We start from the raw sequence: 26,090 nt of genomic DNA, 5'->3' as shown, positions 1-26,090 counted from the left end.
ATTCTGAATTTTTATAAGAAATCCTGTGTACTAAATTCATTAGAACACAGGATTTCTTATTTTTACACAAAACTATATTCAATGAACACAAGGCAAATACAATTACAGGCTTTTGAGAGATTATTAGCAATCATGGATGATTTGCGTGAAAAATGTCCCTGGGATAAAAAACAAACTTTACAGACTCTAAGACATCTGACAATAGAAGAGACTTATGAATTAGGAGATGCTATCTTGGATAATAATTTAAATGAAGTCAAAAAAGAGTTAGGGGATTTGTTGCTGCATATTGTTTTTTATGCCAAAATAGGAAGTGAAACCAACGATTTTGATATCGCTGATGTTTGTAATGACATTTGTGAAAAATTGATTCATCGTCATCCTCATATTTATAGCGATACTGTGGTAAAAGACGAAGAGGAAGTCAAACAAAACTGGGAAAAATTAAAACTCAAAGAAGGTAAAAAATCAGTTTTAGAGGGAGTACCCCGAAGTTTACCCGCTTTAGTCAAAGCCAGCCGAATTCAGGATAAAGTAAAAGGAGTAGGTTTTGATTGGGAAGAACCGCATCAGGTGTGGGACAAGGTACAGGAAGAATTACAAGAACTACAGCAGGAGGTAGCATCGGGAAATCAGGATGCAATAGAATCAGAATTTGGAGATGTGCTGTTTTCAATGATTAATTATGCCCGTTTTCTGAATGTTAATCCCGAAGATGCTTTGGAACGAACTAACAAAAAATTCATTAAACGTTTTCAATACCTGGAAAGCAAAGCCGAAATAGTAGGCAAGTCCTTAAAAGACATGACGCTTGCAGAGATGGATGTTTTTTGGGAAGAAGCGAAGAAGCTATAACAGTTGAGTTAAACTATATTAAAAGACAAAATAAAGAAAAGAGGATACCGTTTTTGTTTTCACACTTTAAAAGAAAGGATTACCCCGTTTTTGACTCGTTTTTGGGCAATTTCGGGGTTTGTTTTTTTTGATATAAAGCTTATTTGTTGAAAAACAATAGTTTGTGACATTTTGAATGGGGCTATATAAATTTGATTTTTAGCTAAATTAAGTTTTATCTTTGCCATCGTATTATGGTTGCTATGTCCTTGTTAAGGATTTAGCATTAAAAGGGAATCAGGTTAGACACCTGAGCTGTACCCGCAACTGTAAGCTATTAAGCTTGTTGTTATCTACAAAACCACTGTTTTAATTGTAGATTTTAGAATTCAGATTTTAGTTATATCTAAAATCAAAAATCCTAAATCTAAAATGGAATGGGAAGGTCAACAACAGGATGCAAGCCAGGAGACCTGCCTAATGCATCGAGTATCAAACTTTCGGGAAAAAAGGTTTGGGTATGGGTAATTCTATGCTTTTCTCCCATTTATTAGTCATGTAACAGTTAAGCTGTTATTAAATGTTTTTTAAAATGAACAAAAAAATCGTTCGTATTAGTGCGTTATTCGTATTAATAAGTACATGTGCTTTGGCACAAAAAAAAGGAGTTGTTCTGTCTGGAGCCAATGAATTAGATGAGGTTGTTATTTCGGATTCTAAGTTTGCATTACCAAAAGAAAAATCCGGAAAGGTAATTGTAAAAATCACGTCAGATGATTTGAAGAAAAGACCGGGGCAATCCATAGCTCAGGTTTTAAGTACCGTTACAGGGGTTGAAATTAACGGAAATCAAAGCGCAGCGGGAAAAGATTTGAAATATTCTATTCGTGGGGGGCGCAATCGTCAAACTTTAATTTTAATTGATGGTATTCCGGTAACTGATGCTTCTAATATCAATTTAGAATATGATTTGCGTTTAATTCCAGCGGAACAGGTTGAAAGTATTGAGGTAATGAAAGGTGCTGCCAGTACGCTTTATGGTACGGGAGCGGCAACAGGTGTGATTAATATTACTTTGAAAAAAGCAGAAAAGAAAGCCGTTTCCGGAAATGTGTATCTAAATATAGGGACACAAACAACTGCTCAGGAAAAGAATTATTCGGCTCAGGAATATAATCAGGGATTTTCATTTAATGGGAAAACAGACAAGTTTAATTATTTTGGCGCCTTGAACAGTTCTGAAGTTGATGGAATGTCTCAGGCAAGACCGCTTTCTGATTCAGAAAAATTTGAAAATGATGGTTCTTCCAGAGTGAATAGTATTGTAAAATTTGGATTTACACCAACAAAGCAATTAAGCTTTGATTTTTTTGCTAATTATGATCGTCTTAAATATGATTTTGATGCAGATGCTTTTGCCGATGATTTGTATAATTATGGTAAGTCAGAGCAATATCGTGTAGGTTTTTCTCCAAAATATAAATATGAAAAAGGAGAATTAGTAATTAATACCGCTGCGGGGTGGATGAACAGGGATTCATTTAATTATGGAAGTTTATCTACTTATAAATCAAGAAACGTAAATGCAGATGCGTTTAATAAATATCAAATTGCAGAAGAATTATTTGTGATAGGCGGGGGGCAATTTCAGTTTTTCGATATGGTTAATTTAACACCTTACGGAGATATTCAAAAGGAGTTGGCTAAATTCAATATCATTGATCCCTATGCTACACTAGTTTATAATTCTGATTTTGGATTGAATGTGAATGCCGGAGCAAGATTGAATATTCATAGTAAATACGGAAACAATTTTGTGTACAACATCAACCCTTCATTTTCTTTCTCAGATATTCCTTTGAAATTAGTGAGTTCGTACAGTACAGCTTATATTACACCAAGTTTGTATCAGTTGTATGCCTCTTTTTATGGGAATTTAGATTTAAAACCTGAAAGAAACAGTACGGTTGAAGCCGGTTTTGAATTGGATTTATGGAATAAAAAAATCAATTTAAATGCAGTAGCTTTTTACAGACAGGAAGCTAATTCTATTGTTTTTCTTTCCGGAGGCTATGATAATATTGATGGGAAGTATAATGCAAAAGGTATTGAGACAATGTTTACCTATGCTTTGACTAATCAATTAAAGTTGAGAGGAAATTATACTTTTACTCAGGTAGAAAAGGCTTTGGATTTGTATGTGCCAAGACATAAAGTAAATGCTTCTGTAGAGTACCAGCCAACTACCCGAACTTTTTTCAATGTAAGTTATCAATTTGTTGATAAAAAGCCTGATGCTTTATTTGATCCGATTACTTATGAACAAACTTCGATTGTTACAGCTGCATATAAATTACTCAATGCAACAGCTAAATATGAGTTAATAAAAAACCGAATGACTGTGTTTGCAACAGCTACAAATATTTTAAATGAAGATTTTTATGAGGTAATTGGGTATACTACCCGAGGAAGAAACTTTAAATTAGGGTTGAATATTAATTTGTAAGATTGGTATTTAGGGTTCGAAAAAGGCTTTCATTTCTGAAAGCCTTTTTTTATGTGTGAATTTTAAGGTTTAAAATACATCATATTCATTCCTTTTAATGTTTTGGAATCATTTAGGAGTTTTAAATCGGTTGTTGTTTTTTCGGGTACAATGAATTTAGCAGTTCCTGTGATTTTTCCAATTGCGGTACTTAATAAAGGTTCGTTAGTGTCTCCAAGAACACCTAAAGTTTTTATCCTTTCAGTTAGTTGATAATCCGGAGTTAGTCCGTCTAAATAATCACCAAAACCTTCTGAGTTTACCGAATGTGCCACTATAGGCTGCATAGCATAACGATGATTTGGGTTTACACCGGTTTTGGTAAAGCTGGGAGAGTCGTAAAGAGTAACCGAAGCAACATTTTTCCCATAAGTATAATCACCTATCTGAACTACGTTTATATAAGGATTAAGTCCGTTTATGATGAGTTCGCTTGCAGAAGCAGTGCTGCCAGTTGTTAATATATATACTTTAGAAAGATTCAAGCTGTTTAGAGATGCTTCATTTAAAGTACTAATGAAAAGATATTTTTGGTTAAGGTAAGATTTTCTTTCATTGTATGCCAATTCATTAAAAACCTGTCCCTTAAATTGTCCTGTAATCATACTGGCTAAACGAACTGCTGAAGATACAGCACCTCCACCATTGTATCTTAAATCTAAAACCAAATCGGTGATGCCTTCTGTTTTAAAGTATCCAAAAGCATCATTGAGTTGTGTGTCGTAACCGGGATAGAAACCATTGTACATAAGATAACCAATTTTATGTGTGCCACTTGTAATTACTTTTTTAATTAAAATTGGATTTTCAGCTAAGGTTGTTTTGGTCAAATTGAGATTCTTACCATTTGGAGTAATTACAGGATTGTTGTTGGTATCATAAGTTAGGTTGGCAAAATTGAGTGTATAATTTTCATCAGCACTAAATAATAAGTCTGCATAATTATTTAAGGTTAAACTCGTGCCATTAACGCCGTAAAAAACTTCACCACGCTGAATGTTTTTATTAGCAGCATCCGAATTTGGAATAATATAACGTATATAACCAATAACCTGGTTGCTGTTTTGAGTGACAAGGCTCAAGCCAAATTCTACACCATTGTTTTTTGAAGTTCCCTGTAATTGCTGTTCAAGAGTAAGATAATCGTTAACAATCCAGCTAAATCTGTCAACTACACCTGTGCTGTATTTACTTGGTGGTCTGTAAAGTAAATTTTCAAATAAATCTTCTGGTGAATATTGTTTTAGAAAATTTTCATATTCTAAATTATTAGCAAATCTGTTATTAGCTAAATCCGGAACATCAGACTGCCACAAGTACATTTGATTTAGTCCTCTCCAAATAAATTTTTGAACCTCAAGGTCGGTAGTTTTTGGTAAAGTATCATCATTGTCCTGACAGCTTTGTAAGAATAACAAAGAAACAAAAAGTAGGAGTAAATGCTTGTATTGTGTTTTCATTTAGGTTTAAAATTAGGGCTGTTAATCTAAAAGTACTATCTTTAAATTTATTTTATTTTCTTTGAAAGTAAGAAAATTAAAATGCTGTATAAAGCTAAGTATTTTTGTCTTTAAAGATTAAACTTAATGAGTTAATTTTTTTTGGCATAAAAATGGTAAGTGTAATAGTAAAAAAAAGAAAGTAATTTTTAATATAAATATATGAAAATGAAAAAAGTACTTATAACGTTGTTAGTTGCTTTTGCTTCTGGTACGTTTTACGGGCAAGCGGTTTTTGATCAATTTGATGGTCAGGAAGAGATTGTCTCGGTAATTGTAAATAAAAAAATGTTTGAATTAATGAGTAAAGTTAAAGTAGATGCTTCTGATAAAGAAACTCAACAATATTTGAAACTAATTCAAAATTTAAATAATTTAAGAGTTTTTTCAACTACTAATAAAGCAGCAGCTCGAAAAATGAAAGAGGTTGCTGATGCTTATATAAAATCGTCCTCTTTAGACGAGTTGAAAAAAGTAAATGAAAATGGTAAACAGATTACTATTGATGTAAAAAGAGCAGGGAATAATAATCAGCTTAATGAGTTTATAATGTTTATTGATGATGATGCTAATGGTATTAATCGTTCGGTATTAATGTCTCTGACCGGTGTTTTTAGTTTGAATGATATTTCAATTCTTACCGATAAAATGCAAATTCCGGGCGGGACTGAGCTTAAAAAGCTTACGCAAAAGTAAATTACAATGTAATTTAAAAAGCAAAAAGCTGTTTCAACATTGAAACAGCTTTTTTTTAATTCATTATCAAAGGTTTATTTGCAATATGTTTTTAAGTTTTTTGCAGCGCTTTGACTTCCAAGCTGAACTGCTTTAGTAAAATCCGCACAAGCCTTTTTTTTGTCTTCCAAATGAATATAGGTTAATCCTCTCAGGTTGTAAGTAAGGTAATCTTCTTTATTGTATTTAAGAGCAAAGTCACAGTCTTTTAAAGCAGATTTGTAATCCTGAAGTTTATAGTAAATATTGGCTCTGGTTGTATAAGCATAGATATTGTCGTTATGCATTTCTATGGTTTTATTAACATCGGTCAAAGCTCCCTGAAAATCATTGAGTTTTATTTTTTCTATACCTCTGTTTAGATAAGCCACTACAAAATCGGGTTTCATTTTTATGGCTTTGTCATAATCGGCTATTGCGCCTTTTGTATTTCCTGCATTTGATTTTTTCATTGCCTGATCAAAATAGTTTTCGGCAGTTTGGCTCCAACTGAAAGTGGATAAAACAAGAAAAGAAAATAAAAGTAGTTTTTTCATAAGTAGGTGTTTTTTATTAAATTGATTTAATGGGTAGATAAATGTAACGAATTACAATTTATTTTGTTGTGATTGGAAAAATTAAATTGGTTTTTATTAGCTGGCATAAAAATTGTGTCTTTTTTTAATTGTATTTTTAACACCTATTAAATCGCTATCGAAGCATAGCTAACCTCAAGATTAAAATTTTATGAAAACAAAAAAAATTAAAGTGGCATTACTTATAGCTTTTATGGCTTTTGGTACGTTTGCAAAAGCACAATCTGTTGCTGTTTCTAATGAAGATACTGTAAAAGCTAAGGAATGGATTGGTTCTTTATCATTAAATGACAGCGCAAAAGAAAACAGATTAGTGCAAGTAGTTGCGACGCATCTGTCATCAATAAAAGATTGGCATAATTCACATCCGGCTTCAATTGTTCCGGCAGGAATTAATCCATTGGATGGAAAACCTCTTTCTGAGCTTCACAGACAAATTATTGCCGATTCTGCTATGCCTTCGACAATTCATGAAGGTTTGATGAGTGGTTTAAGAGAAGATTTAACCGAAGAACAAGTGGCTTTAGTTTTAGATAAATATACAATTGGAAAAGTTGCTTTTACAATGAAAGGGTATCAGTCTATTGTTCCTGAAATGACTACAACTGAGACAGCTGAAATTCAAAAGCTACTAGAAAAAGCACGTGAGCAGGCAGTAGATTATAAAAGTATGAAGGAGATATCGGCTATTTTTGAAATTTATAAAACTCAGGCCGAACAATATTTGAATAATCACGGTCGCAACTGGCGTCAGATGTATGCTGATTATACTAAGAAAATCAAGGCAGAAAAAGCAGCAAAAAAACAAGAGTAACTTGTAGTTTAAGTATAAAAAAAGGTCTTTAATTATAGTATTAAAGACCTTTTTTATGACACGATTAATATTAAACTAGCAAATTTTGTGCTGTTTTATAAAGAATTTAAATGATTGGTTACTATTAGTGAATGAGATACCGTTAATTTGTATATGGGGATAAAGGAACAATCGAACCATCTTCATTGTAATTTATCTCGGCAACTTTTATTGACCTTAGATGGGTAATTCCTTTAGACAAACTAGAGTCATGGTAAAATAAATACCATTTCCCTTTGTATTCGCATATAGAATGATGTGTTGTCCAGCCAACTACAGGGTTTAAGATTCGTCCTTTGTAGGTAAATGGACCATAAGGACTGTCTCCGGTGGCATAGCAAATAAAATGGGTGTCTCCTGTTGAGTATGAAAAGTAATATTTACCATTGTATTTATGTACCCAGGAAGCCTCAAAAAATCGACGTTCATGGTCTCCTGCCAATAGCGATTTACCATTTTCATCCAAAATTAGAATTTCTTTAGGTTCCTCTGCAAATTGCTTCATATCTGCAGAAAGCTTTGCAACAATAGGCCCTAAAGCTTGTTTATCTGCCTGAGGTTCTTGATTTATCTCTGAATAAATATTGTTTCTATATTTTTGAAGTTGACCGCCCCATATCCCTCCAAAATAGATGTAGTATTGACCATCTTCGTCTTCAAAAACAGCAGGGTCAATGCTATAACTTCCTGAAATCGCTTCTGGTTCAGGAATGAATGGACCAATAGGAGAATCGCTTATCGCGACACCTATTTTAAAAATACCATCGTGGGCTTTTGCTGGAAAATACAAATAGTATTTACCATCTTTATGTGCTGCATCTGGTGCCCACATTTGTCTTTCAGCCCAAGGGACATCATCTACATGTAAGGCTACTCCATTATCTTTTGCTTCTGAATTAATAGAGTCCATTGAGATAACATGATAATCTTCCATTCCAAAGTGATCCCCATTGTCATTAAAAGGAATTCCAGCATCGATATCGTGTGAAGGATAAATATAAATTTTATCATTAAAAACATGTGCAGAAGGATCTGCTGTATAAATATGTTTTATTAATGGCTGTGAAATGGCCTTCTTGTCTAATGCTTTGAAATCAGTTTGTTCTATATTATTTTCGGGCATAATTTATTATCATTAATTTTTTTATTGTCTTCTTTCTTTTAATTCACTTTCAATTTGCAGCTCCATTTTTTTATTTATTTCATAGAAAAAAAGTATTCCTACACCAATTAAAAACGGGACTGAAGGAAAAACACTAATCAATAATTTTATTCCATTTATAGCAGTTTCAGATTGTGTTAGTGAATTGGGAACATATTCAAAGTAGCTTAAAAACCACGTTGTTAGTGACCCGCCAATACTTAATCCAGCTTTTAATCCCACCATCATAGCCGAAAAGATAATAGCAGTGGCACGACGATTATTTTTCCATTCTGAGTAATCAGCTACATCGGCAATCATTGCCCATAAAATTGGTATTGTGATGCCATAGAAAAATCCATGTAGAATTTGTGATCCAAACATTAAAATAATGGATTCCGGAGAGTAGAAATAAAAGGCAATTATAAACAGGGTTGAGATAAAAAGGAACAATCTAAAAATGTCTCTTTTCCCATATTTATCTGCTAATTTTTTGGAAAATGTAATTCCCACAATCATGAAAATAATTCCTCCGGCATTGAACAATCCAAATCCTGCTGAGATAGGGTCTTCTCCAAAAGGATTAATCCCCATTGAAGCTAATGTATCCAGTAAAGGTTGTATAAAATGTGTTAATTGTTGTTTATTGACATAATTTTCAAAATAATACACATAAGCTCCACCTTTCATAGCAAGGGTTATAAAAACTAATGTAGTAAGAGTTAACATGATTACCCAGGGTTTGTTTTTTGACAAATCACCAATATCTTCACTTAAACTTGATTTTTGTTCCGGTTTAGGAATAATACGTTCTTTAGTTGTCAAAAATGTTATGATGAGCATAATGGTTCCAATAATGGCCAATACAGTCATTACTTTTTCGATACCGATAGCTTTATCTCCATTTCCCGCTGTTTTAATGATACCAAGCATGAAAACCTGGACAAAAAATTGGGCAAACATTACAGCTACAAAACGATAGGAGGAGAGGCTATTGCGGTCTTTCATATCTCCGGTAATCACGCCACTAAGAGCTGAATAAGGTAAATTATTACTGGCATAGAATAACAATAATAAAGTATAAGTGATAACAGCATAGATTACTTTTCCACTATAAGAAAAATATGGTGTGGTAAATGCAAGTAATGCAATGATACCCAAAGGAACAGAAGTAAATAATATCCAGGGACGAAATTTCCCCCATTTAGTTGCCGTTCTGTCAGCTATTGCACCAATAATAGGATTAAAAATAAAAGCAGCTATTAACCCCACTACCAACATTATTATAGAGGAATCTTTAGGTGATAATCCATATATATCGGTATAAAAATAGGCGAGATAAGTCATCAATGTTTGGAATACCAAATTTGCTGCTAAATCTCCTAAACTGTATCCGATTTTTTCTTTTATGGATAGTTTTTCGGTGGTTGGATTCATTATGGTCGATTAAGATTATAAAAAATATTTTTTTAGATTTTTATCTGTTATTTTGGAGAATAATTTTACACGAATTAAAAATACAATCGGTTGTGTAAAAGTATGCAAAACTTTTTTAATACAATAAAAGATAATTATTTAATTGCTTTTTTAAATTGAATGCTTACTTTTTTGCAGCTTCGATTACGTTATAATATGCTTTTTTAGATTGTAAATTAGCGTCAAATAATAGTGGATAATCAGTTCTTCCTTTAATTGGAAAATCATTTAGCCAGGACTGAGTATCGTTAACTCCCCAAAATGTTACTCTGCTTATTTTATCTTTATGTTTTAAGAATAATTTAAAAATATCGGCATAACGTTGTGCTAATTTAACCTGCATTGAATCAGGTAAAGATTTTGGATATGGATTCATTTTTTCATTATTAGCAAATCGTTGACTTACTTCAGCACCTTGCATTCCATAAGGGCTTGGCAAAACGGATACGTCAAGTTCAGTAATAGCGATTTTCACACCTAATTTAGCATATTCTAAAATACTTTCTTCAATTTCTTCAATAGTAGGTGAGTTGAGATGCCAGTGGCTTTGCATACCAATACCGTCAATTTTGATTCCTTTCTCCTGTATTTTTTTTACCATTCGAATTACACCAGCTCTTTTAGTCGGATTTTCCATGCTATAGTCATTGTAATATAAATCTACTTTAGGGTCGGTTGCAGCAGCTAGTTGGAATGATTTAGCTATAAAATCTTCGCCAAGTGCTTTAAAAAACACCGATTTTCTCAAAGTTCCATCATCATTAACGGCTTCGTTAACTACGTCCCAGGAATCAACTTTTCCTTTGTATTTTTTAACAATGGTGGTAATATGGTTTTCTAATGCAGCATTCATTTCGGCACTGTCTTTAATTTCAGAAAACCATTTTGGTAATTGGCTATGCCAAATCAAAGTATGTCCATGGATAAACATCTTGTGTTTTTTTCCAAAAGCAATAAACTTATCAGCTGTTTCAAAATCAAATTTATTTTTTTCAGGATGCACAAACATCGATTTCATGATGTTTTCGGCAGTGATAGCATTGAATTCTTTAGCAATTAGTTGGGTTGTTTTGGCATCTTTTTCTTCTATCTGATTAATATCTAATGCAGTACCGATATAAAAATCATTTTTATAGGCATCTTTAAGTGAGCTTTGGTTCGCTTTTTTTTGACTTATAGCGGTACAGCTGCTCAGTGTAATTACAGCCGAGAAAAATAGTAGAAAAGGTTTGGTCGATTTCATAGTCTATATTTTTTTGATTAATTTTTGATATTTGAACTTTCAGGAGGACCCAGTTTAGTTGTTTTTAATTCGCTTTTTTCAGTTTCTATAATGATTTTTTGAAGAACTAAACCTTCATCAACCCGATAATAATTCAGCGTATGATTTCCCGGCTTATCGATTTTGAATTCAGTTGTAATAACTTTGATATTCTCGGTTACGTCTTTGTCCCAATTCTTGGTCACCTTACCATTATAATCAAAAATAATTGGGTCTGAAGCATAATTTATTTTAACAGGTTTTTCGTTGTCAAATGATAATCCATAATACATACCTTCTCTTGTAGAATAGTTAATAGTAGGAGAAAAATACAAATGAACTTTTACTGTTCCTGCATTTTTAAAATGTACATCATACGATAGTTTTGGAGAATTCTCATTCAATTCTACTCTTCCTTTTTTTATTGGTAATGAAATTACTGCTCCGTCAGTTTTTCCTAAATTATCAACAACTTTCCATTTAAATGAATCTGGTTCGGATTTATTTGAAAAATGTACTGCTTTTATAGCTATAAATCCATTGTTTTCTGTAAAACCTTTCTCATTGGTTATTTCTGTATTATTGGTTTTAATAGCTACAACGATTTTTTTTCCAGCTCCTGAAATAGTCACAATTTCGGTATGACTTCCCTGAGGTGCTTTTTCCCAATCTATCTGTACTGTGATTCTTTCTTGTGTATCAATAATTCCTTTTGATTTAGATAACTTTATCCAATTTGATTTGGATTTGATTTTGAAATCAAAAGGAGTGGTTCCTCTGTTGAAAATATCAATATAAGAAGTGCTGTTTTCAGAAGAATTAAAGCTTGGTAATACCGCTTTTTCGGTTGTATTTGGCCACCAATTTGTTGAGCCTTCAATTGCAACGCCTAATTCAGCTTTAACAGGAACTTCAATAGTTTTTGTTTTAGGAATAATATTTGTTCTTGGATCCTGCCAACTGCTATATCCAATGTGCGTTTGTGACATCATGTGATTCCATTTTCCATTCGCCATTGTTTTATTATAATAGGTCGAAAGTTCCGCGTCTTTGTTAAATAATTCTTTTACTTTTTCAGCATATTCATTGGTTGCAGCTCTTCCCTGATTCGCATATAAATTGTTTTTTGCTGTTGTAAAATACAATTCATTTAGGTTTGCACTAGCTAAAATAGGGTATAAGAGCAATTGATAAAAGGCATCTTTGTATTCTGGTTTGAGTTGAGCATTAATTTCCTGTGCTTTCTGAACCAATTTATTGTAATTTGTAACGACATTATCGGCTTCATTGTAATGGATTAAACTATAGGTAGAAGGATCCAATTGTTCAGGTTTTCTACTAGCATTGTATTTGGAATACATTTTTAAAAGAGTAGCAATATCTTCGGTATTTTGTCCTCCAAAATTAGTTGCAGCCCATTGATTGTAATAATCGCTTAGATTACTTTCGTTCCAATATTCCGGATTCCAGGCATAATCTAAGAAGAATTCGATAGGGAATTCTAAGGGTTTAATATCACCCACATTTACAATCCATATTTGATTTGCTCCATGTTCATAGGCTAAGTGCATTTGTTCCCAAGTGCGTTCAATTTGGTTTGTGTTAATCCATTTATAACTTCTTGGACCTCCTACATAGTCAAAATGATAGTAAATACCGTAACCACCTTTTCTGGGTTTTGCATCTAATGCAGGTAGTTTTCTTAGATTTCCCCAATTGTCATCACATAATAATAAAGTGACATCATCAGGAACCTGCATTCCTTTGTCATAATACTCCTGAACTTCTTTGTATAAAGCCCACATTTGAGGTGTTTTTTCGGCAGGTTTTTGAGTGATGGTACTTATGATTTCACGTTGCGTTTTAACAATGTTTTCTAAAAGTTCAATAGCAGTTCCTTCTGTCATGGGTTCATCGCCATCGCCTCTCATTCCAATGGTTAGCAGTGTTTCTTTATTTCCTATTCTTTTAACTCCGTCTGTCCAGAATTTTTTTAAACCTTCAGGATTTTTATTAAAATCCCATTCACCATTAACGGATTTATTCCATTCGCCATGTGCTTTTGCTAGTGGTTCGTGGTGTGAAGTTCCCATAACAATTCCGTATTCGTCGGCCAGAATTCCGTTTTGGGAATCATCAGCGTAAAATTTTTCGCTCCACATGGCTGGCCATAAATAATTTCCTTTCATTCTAAGGATTAATTCAAATACTTTCTCATAGAATTTAGCATTAAATTTTCCATAGTTTTGACGAACCCAACCAGTAAGGGCAGGAGCTTCGTCATTAATGAAAATTCCACGGTATTTTACTTTCGGTTCTCCTAAAGAATGAATTCCAGGAAGTATGTGTAATTCAGACTGTTTTTTTGCAGGAACATCTGCCCAAAATGCCCATGGAGAAACACCAATTTGGTTTGAAAGATCATAAATACCATAAATAGTTCCTCTTTTATCAGATCCCGCAATTACTAAGGCTCTTTTAACTCCTTTAATTGGATTTTCTACAATTTGAGTTGTGAATTTTTCCCATTTACCTTCTAATAAAGACGCATTGATTTTGCCTTCTTTAGCTAATTGGTCAATTATGGAACTTTTTCCTAATGTGCCTATGATTACAACATTTTCTTCCGAATTTATTTGGTCTTTGAAAAGTTTTGGCATTATACCAGTAACTGTATTGATGTCATTTTGAAGATGTCCAACAACTTTTATAACACCCGGAAAATCATTATTACTGATTAATAATGAAGCTATTTGGCCTTTTGTTGCCAAAGCAAAATTTTCAGAAGAAGATTTACTGGTTACATATTTTGTTGGGTTTACAGCATAGCCATTGCTACTAGACAGGACAAGTAAAAAGTTGGATAAGAGTAGATAAAAGTGTTTCTTAATTAACTTCATTTGATTTAATTTTTATTAATTACCGGGTGCAAATGGGAATTTTAAGGATTTAAAATATTCCAAAGATTGAGTTGGTTTTTCAACTCCTTTAGGTAGTTCTTTTCCTGAAAATTGTTGAAAATACAACAGGCAGGCATCGCGCCACCACTTAGCTTCTTTATTTTGAATGTTTAAGAGCATTTGAACTTCTTTAAATCGCTCCTTATCAATATAATTTGCCATTTTATTCCAGGTTGCATTCATTGCAGCAACTTCATCAACTCCTTCCTGATATTTTAAGGCAATTCCATCCCAAAGTGTATGACCACTTTTTAACTTATAATCCCATGAGAGATGATGAAACCATAACAAGTCTTTTTCGGGACAAGTTGTTACATCGTCAAATAGTTTAGCTACTTCGGGAACATATTGAACTGTGGCATTACTTCCTGTTTTAGAACGATCAAAACCGATTCCGTTTTTTGAGGCTTTATGATAATATACAGGGTTCCATTCAGGCCTTGATAAATTGTTCACCCACGGACCTGGTCCATAATGATGACCTGTATCCATAATATGATGTAATCCTAATGGAGTCATATAGTTCACAACAGCTTCTCTGGATTGTAACATCATTTCTTTAACAGGTTTGACAAAATTTTCATCATTAGAAAAAGTGCTTTTTAACCATTCATCGGCAATGATTTCTGAATCCAGATAAGGATTCCAGGCTAATCTTCCAAAGCCATACCAATTGGCTTGCGCAAAAGGATGTCCTGTCCAGTTTAAGTCATTTCCAATATTAGCCACTCCGGCAATTCCTGTAATTTTATTGTTGTATAAAGAACCGTCAATTATTTTGGCAACAGTAGCACCGTTGCCTTTTCTATAGGTGTTTGATTCTAATACTTCCTGATATAATTTAGGCAGATAAACTAAATGGGTGCTAAAGCCTAAGTATTCCTGAGTAATTTGAAACTCCATCATGGTATTCGTTTTTGGCATAGCTCCAAATAGTGGATGAAAAGGCTCTCTGGGTTGAAAATCTATCGCTCCATTTTTTACCTGAACGATTACATTGTCTCTAAATTTTCCATCATAAGGTACAAACTCACTGTAAGCTTGTTTGGCTCTGTCATCGGCATCATGTTCTGAATAAACAAAAGCACGCCACATCACAATTCCTCCAAAAGGAGCTAAGGCATCGGCAAGCATGTTGGCACCATCAACATGGTTTCTGCCATAATTTTGTGGGCCTGGCTGTCCTTCAGAATTTGCCTTAACTAAGAATCCACCAAAATCAGGAATTCGGGCATAAATTTCTGCTACTTTGTTTTTCCACCAGTTGATTACATTTGAATCCAAAGGATCAGCAGTTTTCAATCCTCCAATTTCTATTGGAGCAGAAAAGCGTGCCGTTAAATATACTTTCAATCCATAAGGTCTGAAAGCTGTTGCTAAAGTCTGAACTTTTTCTAAATATTGAGGAGTTAGTATTAAAGCATTGGCATTTACATTGTTAAGAACTGTTCCGTTAATGCCTATTGAAGCATTTGCACGGGCATAATCAATATAGCGTTGGTCAATAAAATCGGGTAGGGTATGCCAATTCCATAACGAAAATCCGGCATAACCTCTTTCTACTGTTCGGTCCAGATTATCCCAATGATTTAAGATTCTAATATCAGTTTTCGGAGAATCAACAATAGCCAGATTTTCTATTGATTTATTGGTTTGAATTAATCTTAAAAAATTGAAAACACCATATAAAACAGCCACATCATTTTTTCCAGTGATTACTATATTTTTTTTGCCTTTACTTGTAATGGTTTTTATTATGAAACCGTCTTTGCTGACTTTTTCAAATTCTGATTTCAAATTTTCCTGAAGAGCAAGGGGTAGAGATGATTTATTTCCTATTACTATTGAATTATTTTGCTTATTATCAGCTTGATGAGTGATTTTTTTACCGAGCATGTTTTCAAGTCCAAGGTCAAGTTCTGCCAAGGCAACTTTTAAAGTTTCTGAATTCCCTAATATTGTAATTCCCTGAATTGTATTCAGGTATTTAGTTATAATTTCACGATCAGTTTTAGACTCATATTGTAACCATAATTTATAATCTTTTTGTGCAGTTGCCGTAAAAGACATAGCAAAAATAATAATGATATAGATTATTGATTGACTGTTTTTAAGTTTCATGTGTCTTTTACTGTAGCTTATTTTTGTTTATATCCTATATTATTTTGATAAAAAAAGAATATTTGATAATAATGAATCGGAATAAATAAATTTATATCTGCAATCGGTTGCGTAAAAGTATAGTTTTGTTTTTGAAGAAAAAAATTTTAAGTCATTTTTTTTAGAATTTGATTTTCTTTGAAATAGCTAAAAGAATGTTTTCTTCTTTTTCAATAGAAGATACGTCTGGGCGTAATACCTAATCAATTATTTAGAATAATTCATTAAACAATAGTATTTCTAATAGTCCTGTTAATAGAAATCTGAATTAGAATAAAAAGATGTTTTATTATTCAAAGATTTATGGCAGTTTATTGTTTAGTTTGTTCGACGATTCTCGAATGATAACTTCCGTATTTAAAAAAGTAATTTCCTTGACATCATCTTTTTTATCAGATTTTAAGTTTTTCAAGATAATATCTGCAGATGCTTTACCCATTTTTTCTGCCGGATGTGTAATTGTAGATATATTAGGGTCGATAATTTGGGAAATAGGGTCGTTGTTAAAACCGATAACAGCAATGTCTTCAGGCACTTTAAATCCTCTTTTTTTAGCAGTTTGAACGGCACTAACTGCGATGATATCACCTGATGCGAAAACACCATCTGGTATGGAGTCTAAATCGAATAACTTATTACTAGCTTTGACACCTTCTTCATAAGTTACGGCATCTAAGTAAATTATTAAATCTTCGTCCACTGGAATATTGTGGTCTTTTAATGCTTCAATATATCCTCTTTTTCTTTCGTTATAAAGATTGCCAAATTCGGAACCTGCTGTGAGATGAGCAATACGTGTACAGCCTTGGTCGATAAGATGTTTTGTAGCTTTGTAACCAGCGGCATAGTTATCAATGATCACTCTAAAGGTATTAAAGTTCTTCGGCACCCTGTCTACAAAGACTAGGGGAATATTGTTGCTTATAAATTGGTCAAAATGGGATGTATCTCGGGTTTCCATAGCAAGAGAGCTAATGACACCACTAACACGATTACTGTATAATGCTTTGGCCATATTGACTTCTTCTTTATAAGAATCATGTGATTGCATAATTATTACAGTATAGCCTGATTTTTGTGCGGCAATTTCGATACCACTAATTAATGATGACAGGAAGGGTTGTGTAATTGTTGGAATTAAGACACCTATAGTTTTTGTTTTGTTACCACGTAAACCTGCTGCCAAAGTATTAGGAACATAGCCCATTTTTTCAGCAGTTTCCTTTACTTTTTTTATGGTTTTTTTACTAATGGTGTGATGATCCTGTAAGGCTCTTGATATTGTAGAGGTTGCTAGGTTTAGTTTTTCGGCAATATCATAAATAGTTACGTCTTTATTCTCTTCCATAAATTATATCATTCTGTAAACAAATATATTTAATTAATTATAAAACATTAATTTTTTGTAATCTTTTCCAATAAATTATGTTTTTATTAGCATTGTTTCTTTAAGTAAAATTTTAATGTTCTTTGTTTGATTGATTTTTGATTTTAAGTTACAGATTTTAATTTTTAGAAAATATTTATTGAACAAATTAAAAAAAAAGATTAAATTTGCAAAGCATACCAGACCAGAACAGTACGATTAGAAACTTATCCTTTTGTTTTTATTAAAATAACCAAAGGTATGATTTGAAAATAAAATCATGTTTCTTTTTACTTTGGCATATAACGCTAAATTAATAAAATCCTTTATCTAGAAATATCTCTTAAAAATAAAAATGATGAATAAAAAAATTGACAATTTAGCAGCAGATAATATTAGAGCATTAGCAATTTCGATGGTAGAAAAAGCAAATTCTGGACATCCCGGAGGTGCTATGGGAGGAGCTGATTTTATGCATATTTTGTACACTGAGTATTTAAATTTTGATCCAACAGAAATGAATTGGCCCTTTAGAGACCGTTTTTTTATGGATGCAGGTCATTTATCGGCTTTGATGTATTCTCAGTATCATTTGTTAGGGAATTATTCAAAAGAAGATTTGCAAAATTTCAGACAATGGGGTTCTGTTACACCTGGACATCCTGAAGTGGACGTTCTTAGAGGAATTGAAAATACTTCAGGACCATTAGGGCAAGGTCATGCTATGGGGATTGGTGCGGCTATTGCTGCGAAATTTTTAGATGCTAGGTTTAGTGGGCTATTTAATCATAAAATATATGGTTTTATAACTGATGGAGGTGTACAAGAAGAAATTTCACAAGGAGCAGGAAGAATTGCGGGACATTTAGGGTTGAATAACTTTATTATGTTTTATGATTCTAATGATGTACAGCTTTCTTCAATGACTGATGAAGTGACTTCTGAAAACACAGCAATGAAATATGAGGCCTGGGGATGGAAAGTCATTACAATAGATGGACATAATCATCAGCAAATTAGGGAAGCCTTGAATGCGGCCAATGCAGAAACTGAAAAACCAACATTAATTATAGGTAAGACTATCATGGGTAAAGGTTGTGTGACTGCTGATGGTGGAATGTATGAAGGGGAGTGTGAGCTGCATGGAAAACCAATTGGAGATACAAAAGCTGATTTTGTAAAGACATTAATTAATCTAAATGCTAATCCGGAGCAGCCGTTTGAGATTTATGATGAAGTTAGACATTATTATGGGAATGTTTTAGTTGAAAAAAAGGCAAAAGCTGCTATTGTAAAAAGTGCTATTGTTGAATGGAGAAAAGAAAATCCGGTTTTGTCACAAAAATTAGATTTGTTTCTTTCAGGTAAATTACCAGAATTAGATTTGAGTTCAGTTGTTCAAAAATCAAATGCAGCAACTAGAGATGCTTCATCGGCAGTATTGGCTTATTTAGCTGAAAATGTTGAGAATATAATTGTTTCTTCTGCTGATTTATCAAACAGTGACAAAACGGACGGCTTTTTGAAAAAATCATCTGTTTTACAGAAAAATGATTTTTCGGGAGCTTTTTTACAAGCCGGAGTAGCTGAACTTACAATGACTGCTATTGCAAACGGAATTGCGTTACATGGAGGTGTTGTTCCTGTGGTTGCTACTTTCTTTGTGTTTTCTGATTATATGAAACCAGCAATTCGTTTAGCGGCAATTCAGGAACTTCCGGTAAAATATGTTTTAACTCATGATTCATTTAGAGTAGGAGAAGATGGACCTACGCATCAGCCAATTGAGCAAGAAGCACAAATGAGATTATTGGAAAAAGTAAAAAATCACTCGGGTCATCAAAGTTTATTAGCGTTACGTCCAGCCGATGCTATTGAAACATCTGTAGCTTGGGATTTGGCTTTGAAAAATACCAATACTCCAACGGCTTTAATTTTGTCAAGACAAGGCATTAAAGATATTCCTGCAACTGGTGCTTCCAGATATGAAGATGCTACTCAGGCAGCAAAAGGAGGTTATTTAGTAAAATCAACTCCGGATGCAGATATTACTTTAATTGCAAATGGTTCTGAGGTTTCGACTCTTTTGGATGCTGCTGCTATTTTAGAAACAGAAAATGGTTTGAAGATAAATGTTGCTTCTATAATTTCAGAAGGTTTATTTAAGGCACAATCTAAATTGTATCAGGAAAGCGTAATTCCGAAAGATAAATTAGTGTTTGGACTTACAGCTGGACTTCCGGTAAATCTTGAAGGCTTGGTAGGTGACACTGGAAAGATTATTGGTCTGGAACATTTTGGATATTCGGCTCCTGCAACTGTTTTAGATGAGAAGTTTGGTTTTAATGCGAGGAATGTAAGTAAAGAAATTATTCAATACTTGATCGATAATAAGGTAAATTGCTATAAATTGATAAATTAAGTTATTGAATTTTGCTTTAGAATAATTAACTGTAGTAGAAGGGGAGTCTTTAGCAAGGCTTCCTTTTTTTTTGTATATATGCTTCTTAAATAACTGAAAATTTAATTCCTCCTGAAATTCTTTGCAAATATTGTATTTTAAATCTAATTAAATGTTTTATACAATCGGTTGTTTTATTTTGATAATTTTTTAATTTTTATCTTTTTTTTAAGATTTTCTACTAATATCTGTTTTTTGTTTAATAAACTATCTACTATTAAGGTTGTGGTTTAATTAAATTCAATAATATTTGTTTATTATTATTTATTACTTATTTAAAAAGATGTTTTTTTATAAATAATAAAAAAATATTTTACACAACCGGTTGTTTAAATTGTTTTTTTGTCTATATTTGTTAATATAAATAAAATTTAAAGTTAAATGATTTGTTATTGTTTAACAGTGTTTTATTTAAAAGTGTGTTTTTGACACTGTAAAAATTATAGTATTTGGATCTATATGTGAAATTGAAGTTTGGTTAGTTTGTTTTTTTTAATGTTGGGTTGCTTTGGTTAGGTAACCCTTTCATTTAAAAAATAAGGCTTAGTTTTTTTGGTGTTAATATGTTTTTGAAGCCGGGAGATTTCTTTGCTCTCGGTTTTTTAAAAATTACAGTAAATAATTAAGTTTCCTGAATGGATTTTTGCTCTTGATTAGTTTGTTTTTATTCATTCGAGAAGAATGAATTATGGTAAAAACAATCTTAATAAAAACAACCGATTGTTTTTGTTTGATTGGAATGTGTTTTATGAAGTGCTTTATAATACTTTAAGTTTTTTATTAAAAGAAAATGAGAATAAATTTTTAAACTATAACTAATCTATTAACTAACTAAATAATAAACCAAAAAAAAGCCTATGAGTTAACCACTTTTTAAAAAGGTATTTTCTTTTAAATACAACGAAAGTATCTTTATTTTTTCGACAAGCTATATGTCTTACTTTTTATATGCGATGTCCATAATTCTAATTTTTAATAAATTAAAAAAATGTCAAAATATTAATATGAAAATACAATTATTTAAAATTCCGCGTAAAGTAAAATTCGTGGCATTAGGAGTTTTGTTTCAGTTTATGTTTTCCAGTGTATTATTGGCAAAAGAAGGGAAAAACAATTCATCTTCTTTACCGGCTAATATTAATCAACAAAACCAGCAAATTGTTGTTACAGGAACAATTACATCTTTAGATGATAAAATGCCAATTCCAGGTGTTAATGTATCTGTTAAAGGAAATCCTAAAAATGGAGTTGTAACTGATTTTGATGGAAAGTATAAAATCACTTTACCTTCATCTGATGCTATATTGGTTTTTTCCAGTATTGGCATGAAAACTATCGAAAAACGCGTTGGAAATCAGTCTGTAATCAATATTGTAATGTCTTCAGATCAAACCGATTTGAAAGAAGTTGTAGTAGTCGGTTTTGGTAAACAAACAAAAGAGAGTGTTGTTGGGGCAATTACGCAAACTAGTGGTAAGGTTTTGCAACGTACAGGGGGGGTTACGAGTTTAGCTGCTGCTCTGACGGGTAATCTGCCAGGTATAACAACTATGACTACTACAGGAAAGCCAGGAGAAGAGGATCCTCAGATTATTTTGAGAGGTATTAGTTCCTGGAATAATACTAGTCCGCTTATTCTTGTAGATGGAATTGAAAGAGCTATAAATAGTGTTGATATCACTTCGGTTGAAACAATATCAGTTTTAAAGGATGCCTCTGCAACTGCTGTATTTGGAGTAAGAGGTGCTAATGGTGTAATTCTTATTACCACTAAGCGAGGAGTTGAAGGTAGAGCAAAAATTGAATTTGGATTTAATTCAGTTTTGAAATCTCCTTCAAAATTACCTGGTAAAATGGATGCCTATGATGCTTTGATGGTTAAAAATAGAGTTATTGAATACGAATTAAATATGCAGCCATCAAGCTGGCAGTATATCAGATCACAATCATTTATAGATAACTACAGAAATCAAACAACTCAGGAACAAAAAGAGAGATACCCAAATATCGATTGGCAGGATTATTTATTTAAGGATTATGCTATGGCTCATAATGCTAATGTAAATATCTCTGGAGGTACTGAAAAAGTAAAGTATTATGCTGCAGTTGATTATGTGAACGAAGGGGATTTAGTGAAAGTACCACCTAGTGGACAAGGTTTTGAATCAGGATATAGTTATAACAGATTGAATTCAAGAGCCAATTTGGATTTTCAATTAACAAAATCTACAGTTTTTAAAGTAAATTTATCGGGTTCTTATGGATTGAAAAAAGCACCTTGGAGGGTAATTTCTGAGGGCTATATGTGGGCTGGTGCTTATAGTACTCCGCCTGATATTTATTATCCTTTGTATTCTGATGGTTCCTGGGGATATTCTCCAGATAATCAGGTTCAAGGTGCTAACTCAGCATTAAATTTAGCAATTGGGGGATCTGAGTCTAAAACTACAACTCGTATTGCAACAGACTTTAATTTGAGACAGGATTTAGGAAAATTGCTTAAAGGACTTTCTGCTAATGTTACTTTTTCATTGGATAATACATTTCTTGAGGAATTTAGAGGAATTGATAATAGTAATTATTCAGTTAAACAAAAATGGATTAATCCTGTAACAGGTGTAGTAGTGTCTCCAAATACTCCAGATGGAACAACCAATTTTGATTTTTACGAACCTAATGTTTGGACGGTTAATGGAGGTACTATGACTGATGGTGCAACGTATCGGAATTTGAATTATCAAACACAGATAAATTATGTTAGAGATTTTGGAAAACATGCCGTAACCAGTATGGGGAATTTTCAAAGACAGGAGAGAGCAACTGGTACGGAAGTTCCAGGTTATCGTGAAGATTGGGTTTTTCGTGGAACTTATAATTATGCTAAAAAATATTTTGCGGAATATAACGGAGCTTATAATGGTTCAGAAAAATTTTCCGATGCAAAGCGTTTTGCATTCTTTTCTTCAGGAGCTATAGGTTGGATGATTTCTGAAGAAAAATTTATGAAAAAACTTACTTTTATTGATAATTTAAAAGTTAGGTATTCTTATGGAAAAGTAGGAGATGATAGCTTTAATAGAGGACGTTGGTTGTATGAAGATATTTACTCTACAGGGGCATCAAGTTCTATTTTAACACAAGGAAATCAAGGAGAGTTAAGCCCTTATTCTTGGTTCACTCAAACAGCAATAGGAAATCCAAATATTGGTTGGGAGACAGTTACTAAAAAGAATTTAGGTATTGATTATTCTTTTTTTCATAATACAATTTCAGGAAATTTAGATTTTTTTAATGACTATCGAACAGGTATTATAATCAATGGATCAGACAGAGCTGTACCTCCATATTTTGGTTTTACTGCACCAGCTACTAATGCAGGTATTGTTAAAGTCAAAGGATATGAATTGGAAGTCCGTTTTAATCATAGATTTACAAATGAATTACGTTTGTCGGCGAACTTTGCAATGACCCATGCTGTAGATAAAGTGGTTTTCAGAGATGATCCTGAACTTTTACCTGATTACATGAAAAGAGCAGGCTTTGCAAATAATCAATCAACAACAATTTTAAGTCAAGGCTTTTATAACAATTGGGATGAATTATATGGTAGTAGCGCTTTTGAAAGTGCAGATACAAAAATTCCCGGGAATTACAGAATAATTGATTTTAATGGAGATGGAATTATTAATGCTCAAGATAGAGTTAAGTATGGTTATCCAACGAATCCTCAAAATACATATAATTCCACTTTAGGCTTAGATTGGAAGGGCTTTAGTGCTATGATTCAATTTTATGGAGTAAGCAATGTATCCAGATATATAGCTACGCAGAGTTTTGGTTTACCCTATTTTAATACAGTATATTCAGAAGGAACTTATTGGTCAAAAGACAATCAGAATGCTGATTCTCCAGTGCCAAGGTTGAATAGTACACTAAATGGAGATAGTCAGGGTACCCGTTATTTGTATGATGGCTCTTATATTCGTTTGAAAAATGCAGAGCTTGCCTATACTTTTACTAATAAGTGGACAAAGTCAATAGGGCTTGAGTCATTGCGAATTTATGCTAATGGAAATAATCTTTGGTTATGGACACGTACACCTGATGATCGGGAAGTAAATGGATCTACTGCGTATCCAACTATAAGACGTTTCAATTTAGGGTTTAGATTAACATTATAAAAAAGTATATCATGAAAAAACATAATAAGATAATTCTTTATTTTGGACTGTTTCTAATATTAACTGGAGGAGCTACTTCGTGTAGTGATTATTTGGATATTAAATCAGGTGCAACTGTAGATACTAATCAGTTTTATTCAAATTTTACCAGTTTTCAGGGGTTTACTGAGGAATTGTACAATTGTATCCCAAGTTTCTGTAATAGGGATGATAATAATTTCTTCAACAATGGTGAAGAAGAAATGTGGCAACAAAATGCTACTAATCAAGGGGCCTGGGTATGGCAGGTTGATATAGGGAATTATCGTGCCTGGATGAATCCTGGTTTTGGTAATGGAGGTTCTTTCTTAGATACCCGTGACGGTTTTTCTTTTAGTACTGACAATAATAAATCTACAAAGTCATTATGGAGAGGGGCTTGGTATGGAATTCGAAAAGCAAATATTGGTTTGGCTAATCTTGATAAACTAGTAGATGCAACAGATGAAGAGAAAAATTTAATTGCAGGTCAATTGTATTTTTTTAGAGCCTGGTTTCATATGCATTTAATTACGTATTGGGGCGGGATGCCTTATATTGATGAGGTTTTACCTTCAGACAAACCTTTACGATTACCTCGTTTGACTTATCAACAAACTGCTGATAAGATAGCAGAGGATTTTAAAAAAGCTTATGAATTATTACCTGGCAATTGGGATTTAATTCCTGCTGGACAAAGAACACAGAATAAAAATGAGCTTAGAATCAATAAATGGATGGCAATTGCTTATTTGGGTAAAAACTATTTATATGCAGGTAGTCCATTAATGAACAAAGCTTCAGGCGGAGGCGAAGAGTATAATGCCGAATATTGTAAAAAAGCAGCTGAAGCCTTTGGTACTTTATTGAATGCTGTAGATAGTGGGGCGTGTCAATATAAATTAATTCCTTGGGGAACAAATGGTACTTCATACGAACAAGTGTACCGTACTAATGGACAAAGTGGAAGAATGCCTGGTTCTGCTACTGTTAATGGTGTAACCTATTTAGAAGCAATTTTTAGAGGGCCAAATTATGGTGGTACTGGACAGTCTACGGATAAAGAATATTTATGTGCTGGAGTTCTACAAGATAGAAGTTGGTCTCAATATCCTACGGCAAATTATGTGAACTATTTTGGTATGAATAATGGTATGCCGATTAATAGTGTAAGCAAGGCAGATGTTGACGATCCTGTTTCGGGTTATGATACTCATTTTCCATGGAAAAACAGGGATCCACGTTTTTATCTAAATTTTGGTTTTGATACCCGAAAGATGGTGAATTCAACAGCTACTGCTGATGCAAAAAAATATACCTATGCTAATTTGTATGATGGAATTCAAGTAGGAAATTACAGATCTGATAGAAATAAAGGAAGTAATACAGGATATTTATTGATGAAGTTTAATCCATTGGGATTCAATAAGTTTGATAATGCTTATAATAATCATCAAATACATGTAGCTTGGATGCGTTTGTCGGATGTCTATTTAATGTATGCAGAAGCAATAGCTATGGGATACAATAATATTCATGCAACTGCTACAACTTACACTAAGGATGCTGTGGCTTCAATTAATATTGTGAGAAATCGTGTATTACTTCCAAATGGCAATCCTTTGCCAGGAGTTCATGCCAGCTATTTGACATCAACTGATAAATTCATGTCAGAAGTAAGACGCGAACGTGCTGTTGAGTTAGCTTATGAAGGGCATCGTTTTAATGATTTACGCCGTTGGCTTTTATTGACTAAATATCCATACAATATTAAAACAGGAATAAAATTTGACCGTGATATTCCGGAAACGAATGATGTTACGCCTACTAATGTATTCTTAGACAAGGTTAATCCTGAAAATAATAAAATTAATAATTTAAAGGAATATGTAGTTTTAGAACGTCAATTTTCGGATAAACATTATTGGCTTCCTTTAAAAAATGTTGATGCTACTATTTATTTAGAATTTAGTCAAAATCCAGGATGGTAATTGCAAATATATAATCGAAAAATTAAGAAATAAT

The 26,090-nt window shown here is 32.8% G+C and carries 15 protein-coding genes and 1 riboswitch; of the genes, 7 read left to right on the top strand and 8 right to left on the bottom strand.

Going from position 1 to position 26,090, the window contains the following annotated elements; all coding sequences use genetic code 11:
- The first annotated feature begins 81 nt into the window (after positions 1–81).
- Entirely contained in the window at positions 82–855 is a 774-nt protein-coding gene (mazG, locus tag BLR17_RS12485; protein ID WP_066330159.1) for a nucleoside triphosphate pyrophosphohydrolase, read from the top strand.
- Positions 856–1,071: 216 nt separating this feature from the next.
- Positions 1,072–1,329: riboswitch (cobalamin riboswitch) on the top strand.
- Between the two features lie 97 nt (positions 1,330–1,426).
- Positions 1,427–3,340, top strand: coding sequence for a TonB-dependent receptor plug domain-containing protein (locus tag BLR17_RS12480; protein ID WP_066330158.1), 1,914 nt, complete (start codon positions 1,427–1,429; stop codon positions 3,338–3,340).
- Positions 3,341–3,402: 62 nt separating this feature from the next.
- Here BLR17_RS12480 and BLR17_RS12475 read toward each other — a convergent pair whose 3' ends face one another.
- The gene (locus BLR17_RS12475) at positions 3,403–4,839 is read right to left on the bottom strand and encodes a S41 family peptidase (protein WP_066330156.1); all 1,437 of its coding nucleotides are present in this window, start codon (positions 4,837–4,839) and stop codon (positions 3,403–3,405) included.
- Positions 4,840–5,046: 207 nt separating this feature from the next.
- On the opposite strand from BLR17_RS12475, the gene BLR17_RS12470 reads away from it, so the two are divergent.
- Positions 5,047–5,574 carry a DUF4252 domain-containing protein gene (locus BLR17_RS12470; protein ID WP_066330228.1) on the top strand — a complete coding sequence of 176 codons (528 nt, stop codon included), beginning with the start codon at positions 5,047–5,049 and terminating at the stop codon, positions 5,572–5,574.
- Positions 5,575–5,648: 74 nt separating this feature from the next.
- Here the strand turns inward: BLR17_RS12470 and BLR17_RS12465 are convergent, their stop codons facing one another.
- Positions 5,649–6,149, bottom strand: a complete 501-nt coding sequence (locus BLR17_RS12465; protein WP_066330154.1) for a tetratricopeptide repeat protein — start codon at positions 6,147–6,149, stop codon at positions 5,649–5,651.
- Between the two features lie 190 nt (positions 6,150–6,339).
- Between BLR17_RS12465 and BLR17_RS12460 the strand changes: the two genes are divergently transcribed.
- Positions 6,340–7,002, top strand: a complete 663-nt coding sequence (locus tag BLR17_RS12460; RefSeq protein WP_066330152.1) for a DUF3826 domain-containing protein — start codon at positions 6,340–6,342, stop codon at positions 7,000–7,002.
- Between the two features lie 142 nt (positions 7,003–7,144).
- On the opposite strand, the gene BLR17_RS12455 is transcribed toward BLR17_RS12460, so the two are convergent.
- The 6 genes from BLR17_RS12455 to BLR17_RS12430 form a co-directional block, all read right to left on the bottom strand.
- Positions 7,145–8,164 carry a glycoside hydrolase family 43 protein gene (locus tag BLR17_RS12455; RefSeq protein WP_066330151.1) on the bottom strand — a complete coding sequence of 340 codons (1,020 nt, stop codon included), beginning with the start codon at positions 8,162–8,164 and terminating at the stop codon, positions 7,145–7,147.
- Positions 8,165–8,185: 21 nt separating this feature from the next.
- Positions 8,186–9,619, bottom strand: coding sequence for an MFS transporter (locus BLR17_RS12450; protein ID WP_066330147.1), 1,434 nt, complete (start codon positions 9,617–9,619; stop codon positions 8,186–8,188).
- 163 nt (positions 9,620–9,782) lie between these two features.
- Positions 9,783–10,901, bottom strand: a complete 1,119-nt coding sequence (locus BLR17_RS12445) for an endo-1,4-beta-xylanase (RefSeq protein ID WP_066330146.1) — start codon at positions 10,899–10,901, stop codon at positions 9,783–9,785.
- Positions 10,902–10,918: 17 nt separating this feature from the next.
- Complete coding sequence (locus tag BLR17_RS12440; RefSeq protein WP_066330145.1) at positions 10,919–13,819, bottom strand: glycosyl hydrolase 115 family protein; 2,901 nt, start codon at positions 13,817–13,819, stop codon at positions 10,919–10,921.
- A 15-nt stretch (positions 13,820–13,834) separates the two neighbouring features.
- Positions 13,835–16,000, bottom strand: coding sequence for an alpha-glucuronidase family glycosyl hydrolase (locus tag BLR17_RS12435; RefSeq protein WP_066330144.1), 2,166 nt, complete (start codon positions 15,998–16,000; stop codon positions 13,835–13,837).
- Between the two features lie 340 nt (positions 16,001–16,340).
- Positions 16,341–17,387, bottom strand: coding sequence for a LacI family DNA-binding transcriptional regulator (locus BLR17_RS12430; RefSeq protein ID WP_066330143.1), 1,047 nt, complete (start codon positions 17,385–17,387; stop codon positions 16,341–16,343).
- 376 nt (positions 17,388–17,763) lie between these two features.
- Here BLR17_RS12430 and BLR17_RS12425 point away from each other — a divergent pair, with 376 nt between their 5' ends.
- The 3 genes from BLR17_RS12425 (at position 17,764) to BLR17_RS12415 (ending at position 26,056) form a co-directional block, all read left to right on the top strand.
- Entirely contained in the window at positions 17,764–19,827 is a 2,064-nt protein-coding gene (locus tag BLR17_RS12425) for a transketolase family protein (RefSeq protein ID WP_066330225.1), read from the top strand.
- A gap of 1,043 nt (positions 19,828–20,870) precedes the next feature.
- Positions 20,871–24,047, top strand: coding sequence for a SusC/RagA family TonB-linked outer membrane protein (locus BLR17_RS12420; RefSeq protein WP_066330138.1), 3,177 nt, complete (start codon positions 20,871–20,873; stop codon positions 24,045–24,047).
- 11 nt (positions 24,048–24,058) lie between these two features.
- A complete protein-coding gene (locus BLR17_RS12415) occupies positions 24,059–26,056 on the top strand; it encodes a RagB/SusD family nutrient uptake outer membrane protein (RefSeq protein ID WP_066330137.1) in 1,998 nt (665 codons plus the stop codon).
- The last annotated feature ends 34 nt before the right edge of the window (positions 26,057–26,090 follow it).

The organism is Flavobacterium glycines, assembly GCF_900100165.1.
Taxonomy (GTDB): Bacteria; Bacteroidota; Bacteroidia; order Flavobacteriales; family Flavobacteriaceae; genus Flavobacterium; species Flavobacterium glycines.
Note: the sequence above shows the minus strand (reverse complement) of the source record. Positions and strands in the feature narration are given on the sequence as shown.

Coding starts and splice junctions, on each gene's coding strand:
- mazG (WP_066330159.1), top strand. CDS start 82: ATGAACACAAGGCAAATACAATTACAGGCTTTTGAGAGATTATTAGCA.
- BLR17_RS12480 (WP_066330158.1), top strand. CDS start 1,427: ATGAACAAAAAAATCGTTCGTATTAGTGCGTTATTCGTATTAATAAGT.
- BLR17_RS12475 (WP_066330156.1), bottom strand. CDS start 4,839: ATGAAAACACAATACAAGCATTTACTCCTACTTTTTGTTTCTTTGTTA.
- BLR17_RS12470 (WP_066330228.1), top strand. CDS start 5,047: ATGAAAAAAGTACTTATAACGTTGTTAGTTGCTTTTGCTTCTGGTACG.
- BLR17_RS12465 (WP_066330154.1), bottom strand. CDS start 6,149: ATGAAAAAACTACTTTTATTTTCTTTTCTTGTTTTATCCACTTTCAGT.
- BLR17_RS12460 (WP_066330152.1), top strand. CDS start 6,340: ATGAAAACAAAAAAAATTAAAGTGGCATTACTTATAGCTTTTATGGCT.
- BLR17_RS12455 (WP_066330151.1), bottom strand. CDS start 8,164: ATGCCCGAAAATAATATAGAACAAACTGATTTCAAAGCATTAGACAAG.
- BLR17_RS12450 (WP_066330147.1), bottom strand. CDS start 9,619: ATGAATCCAACCACCGAAAAACTATCCATAAAAGAAAAAATCGGATAC.
- BLR17_RS12445 (WP_066330146.1), bottom strand. CDS start 10,901: ATGAAATCGACCAAACCTTTTCTACTATTTTTCTCGGCTGTAATTACA.
- BLR17_RS12440 (WP_066330145.1), bottom strand. CDS start 13,819: ATGAAGTTAATTAAGAAACACTTTTATCTACTCTTATCCAACTTTTTA.
- BLR17_RS12435 (WP_066330144.1), bottom strand. CDS start 16,000: ATGAAACTTAAAAACAGTCAATCAATAATCTATATCATTATTATTTTT.
- BLR17_RS12430 (WP_066330143.1), bottom strand. CDS start 17,387: ATGGAAGAGAATAAAGACGTAACTATTTATGATATTGCCGAAAAACTA.
- BLR17_RS12425 (WP_066330225.1), top strand. CDS start 17,764: ATGAATAAAAAAATTGACAATTTAGCAGCAGATAATATTAGAGCATTA.
- BLR17_RS12420 (WP_066330138.1), top strand. CDS start 20,871: ATGAAAATACAATTATTTAAAATTCCGCGTAAAGTAAAATTCGTGGCA.
- BLR17_RS12415 (WP_066330137.1), top strand. CDS start 24,059: ATGAAAAAACATAATAAGATAATTCTTTATTTTGGACTGTTTCTAATA.